The following is a 4034-nucleotide window of genomic DNA, read 5'->3' on the forward strand; positions in this document are numbered from 1 at the left end:
AAGACATCTATAGATCGATTTTTTCAGAAACAGGTAGATGGCTTGATTCTCGCTCCGGTTTCGCGTAGCAATTCCGATCATTTGAAGGATCTTGTGAAGTCCGAGATACCCATAGTGCTGATTGACAGAATCATTGAAGGCCTTGATGTTGACATGATTGTAAGCGATGATCTCGGTGGAGGTTTTGAGGCAGCTCAATATCTTTTGGAGCTTGGTCACAGGAGAATCGGTTTCCTTTCGGATACGCTCGACATAAGTACAAACTACGATCGGATTGCCGGATACAGGGAAGCGCTTTCAAAGTACAGAATAGAAGAAAAGCAGTCGTGGGTAAAACTTGGCGGCTTTACGGTTGAGGGAGCTTACAAAAGCGGCGTCTCTCTCTTGGGTCAGAACAAAGATATTACAGCGGTGATAGCAACAAACAATTATATGGCGGCGGGACTGCTTCTTGCTGCGAAGGACATGGGAATTGTGGTTCCGCGAGATATATCGGTCATTAGCTTCGATGATATTGTTTGGTTTGATCTATGTAATCCTCCAATAACATCTGTGGCTCAGGATACGAGAGAGATTGGCAGTATGGCCGCGAAAAGGATACTGATGAATATCAGAGGTCAGAGATATGAAAAGGGACTTACCAGACTGCCTACACGACTCATCATAAGGGAATCATGTACCTCACCAAGAGACTAACTAAACTTCTTGATAGATATTCGGAGGTGTTTGGATTGACAATTCAAGATTTTTTGAATAATGCAAAACAAAGCGTACTCTTTACTGCCCCTTCTCTTGAGAAGGATCTTTCTGCCTTCCTTGAAGAGCATGCGGAAAGAATCAAGAATCTTGCGAAGACTGCTTTAGATAAAGGCTTTAAGCAGATTTACTGGGTGGGTAGCGGGAACTCCTGGTGCAATCTCTATTCAGGTGATTATATACTCAAGAAGATGACCGATCTTCCCTCTGATTACTACAAGAGCTATGATTTCATCTGGACGAGTCCTTCTAGACTTGACAAGGATGCGCTGGTAATACTCGCCTCCTTCTCTGGAAATACCGAAGATACTGCGGCAGCACTTAGATTTGCCAACGAAAAGGGAGCGACAACGATTTCATTTACAAGCAAACCCGACAGCATTCTGGCAAGGGAAGCCGACGAATCGATAGTATACGATTCTAATGGACTGTTTATACTTCCACTCGCCGGAGCCTTCATTTTCAGTCTTGAAATAGCCAGGCTCAAAGGGAGAGACGTTTCGAAGTTATACGAACAGATAGAGATTATGCCTGAGCAATTGGGCAGAATATACAGGGAAGAGGAGTCAAGAGCTTACAGACTGGCCAGGAAGTATCAGGATAGTGACCTCTTTTACGTGTTAGCAAGCGGAGCGGCCTACGCCATAGGCTATAAGTTCGGACTGACTGTCTTCATGGAAAATATGAGAGTCAACGCTTCATTCATTGAAACGTCGGAGTTCAGACATGGCCCTGCGGAAATGCTTGACGGTCACAAGCCACTGATGGTCTTCCTTGTGGGGAGCGACGAGTCGAGAGATATGAGCGAACGGGTTATAAAAATCGCTGAGTCTAACGGCGCGGAGGTAATACGCTTTGATGTGAAGGATTATGGAGACTTCGACCCACTCTTCGCCCCCTTTCTTCTGATGATCCCTCTCCAGTGGTTCGCAGTATATTCGGCCTACTACAGAGGCATCTTCGATCTCGATGAGAGAGTTCTTATGGGAAGAGGAAAGATGTCGACGGGTAATCAAATAACCTGGCCATGATTTTTTCATAGCAGGGAGGATGGAAGAAAGATGAGATTCGAGAACGTATTGGTTGTTGATCCTATCGATGGAGAGTTTGTGGGAAGTGTAGAAATTCAAGAAAACGTAATCTCTGAAATTAAGCGAGTTCAAGGGACTCAAGAATTCGAGAGAATACTGATGCCGGGATTTGTCGATCCCCATACTCATGGTTCTGTGGGTGTGGACACTCTTTCCATGAGTCAAAAAGATCTCGAAAAGTGGGAGAACTTCCTTTATTCTCAGGGAGTGACTTATTTCCTGCCCACTACTATGTCATCGACTCCTTCGGCCATCCTTTCAGCAGCCAGAGTAGTAAGAGATTACATAAAGAATAACAGTCTGACTTCAGTTGGGGGCATTCACTATGAAGGCCCCTACCTGAGTCTGAAAAGAAAGGGAGCTCAGAATCCAGAACTCATTCGAAGCATAGACCTGAAGGAAATTGAGGAGACGCTAATCGAATCGGTGAAGCTCATTACTATGGCTCCGGAGCTCGAGGGATTCTCACACGCGCAAGAAATGATACAGAAGCGCGGTATAACTCTTTCGTTGGGACATACCGATGCAACTTACGAAGACATGGAGAGAGCATATAACCAAGGCTGCGATAGAATAACCCACTTTCCAAACGGGATGAACACTCTTCATCACAGAAAACTGGGCTGCGTTGGAGCTGTTCTTTCGCTGCCTTTTTCGGTTGAGATGATAATGGATGGTATTCACTCTTTGCCGGGTTTTGTGAAGCTTATCTTTGGAATAAAAGGCGCAGAGAAGATTATGATAGTTACAGATACTATCGATGCGACAGCCATGCCCGATGGAGAGTATGAGTTGGGAGGACAGAAGGTCATTCTGAAAAATGGAAGACCTACTCTTGAGGACGGAACAATTGCCGCGGCCGTACTCGTCTTCAGCGGAGCTGTAAGAAATTTCAGAGAATTCACTGGCTGTTCACTGAAGGAACTTGCGAAGGTTTCATCTCTGAACTCCCTGAATTCCCTGGGCATGAAGGACCGCGGAAGAATCTCCGAAGGCTATCGTGCAGATCTGGTATTGCTCGACGAAAATCTTGAAGTTGAAGAAACCGTTCTGAACGGGAAGACGGTATTTAAATCCTGAGTAGGACTTCTTTCTACCCAGTTATGGAGGGATCCTGTGGAACCAATAAAAGTGTACATCGTTGACAACGGTACGGCGGAGATCAAGACATTATCTGAGCGGATTTCCAAATTGAGATGGAATATGCACGTGGAAACTGTTTCAGAGGATCCCTTTGTCGGAGAAACCTCAAGGTCCAATAAGTTCTATACGCTGAACAATTATCTCAAGAGCAAGTATGAAGGTTTTTCTAGCCTGATTGACGATATGATCTTCCTGGTAAGCCTAGACGATCCATTGAGGCCCGGCAGGATAGTCGAAGCTAACAACAGTGCAGCCGAAAAACTTGGATACTCCTACGACGAGCTTCTTGAGATGAGTTTCTATTCAGTGGCCGGAGATCTCGATTCTCAGATAAAGAAGATAAGGGCCGATCTTCAGATAAAGGGAATGTGTACAACTGATTCGTTTCTCACTATGAAGAGCGGGGAGAAACTTCAAGTGGAGATTTGCTTGAAGGTGCTTGATCTTCAGAACTCCATAGTCACAATGGTTGTGGCCCGAGACACGAGTGCATTCAGAAAGGTGGCCGCAGAACTCCAGTGGCGACAGAATTTCGAACGAGTGATTTCAGAGGTTTCCGGAGCGCTAAAAGAGTATGAGAACATAGACGATGCGATAGAAAAGGCGCTTGGACAACTAGGCGAGCTGACTTCCGCAGACAGATCCAATGTCTTCTTGTTGGACTACAGGACCAATTCGACCAGGAACACCCACGAATGGTGTAAAGAAGGCGTCAAGAGCGCCAAACCCCATCTTCAAAACATGCCGTTCGAGGAGTTCTCCTGGTGGATAAAGGAAATGAAAAAAGGCGGGGTACACTCTTATGTGGTCAGTGAACTCCCAGAGGAGGCAAGCAGAGAAGCCGAAGTTCTTGCGCAGCAGGGAGTCGTTTCACTTGTCGTCATTCCGATTTTCTCTCGGCAGATGCCCGCCGGTTTCGTCGGACTGGAAAGGCTTAGTGGCCATTTCGATTGGAGCAGAGCAGACATAGAGCTTCTTGAGGTCTTCGCCGGACTGATATCCGGAGTAATCGAATACTCGAGGTTCATGTGAAGTGTGTGAAAA

Annotated in this window: 4 protein-coding genes; all 4 read left to right on the forward strand. The window is 45.9% G+C overall.

Annotated elements, in window-relative coordinates; all coding sequences use genetic code 11:
- A partial coding sequence (locus BG32_RS10800; RefSeq protein ID WP_147434968.1) for a substrate-binding domain-containing protein occupies positions 1-696 on the forward strand: 696 nt, incomplete at its 5' end.
- A gap of 26 nt (positions 697-722) precedes the next feature.
- Positions 723-1787, forward strand: a complete 1065-nt coding sequence (locus tag BG32_RS10805; RefSeq protein ID WP_259459678.1) for an SIS domain-containing protein — start codon at positions 723-725, stop codon at positions 1785-1787.
- Between the two features lie 30 nt (positions 1788-1817).
- Positions 1818-2927 carry an N-acetylglucosamine-6-phosphate deacetylase gene (gene nagA / locus BG32_RS10810; RefSeq protein ID WP_121526820.1) on the forward strand — a complete coding sequence of 370 codons (1110 nt, stop codon included), beginning with the start codon at positions 1818-1820 and terminating at the stop codon, positions 2925-2927.
- Between the two features lie 36 nt (positions 2928-2963).
- The gene (locus BG32_RS10815; RefSeq protein WP_121526821.1) at positions 2964-4022 is read left to right on the forward strand and encodes a GAF domain-containing protein; all 1059 of its coding nucleotides are present in this window, start codon (positions 2964-2966) and stop codon (positions 4020-4022) included.
- The last annotated feature ends 12 nt before the right edge of the window (positions 4023-4034 follow it).

The sequence above is a fragment of the Mesotoga sp. HF07.pep.5.2.highcov genome, assembly GCF_003666285.1.
Lineage (GTDB): Bacteria > Thermotogota > Thermotogae > Petrotogales > Kosmotogaceae > Mesotoga > Mesotoga prima.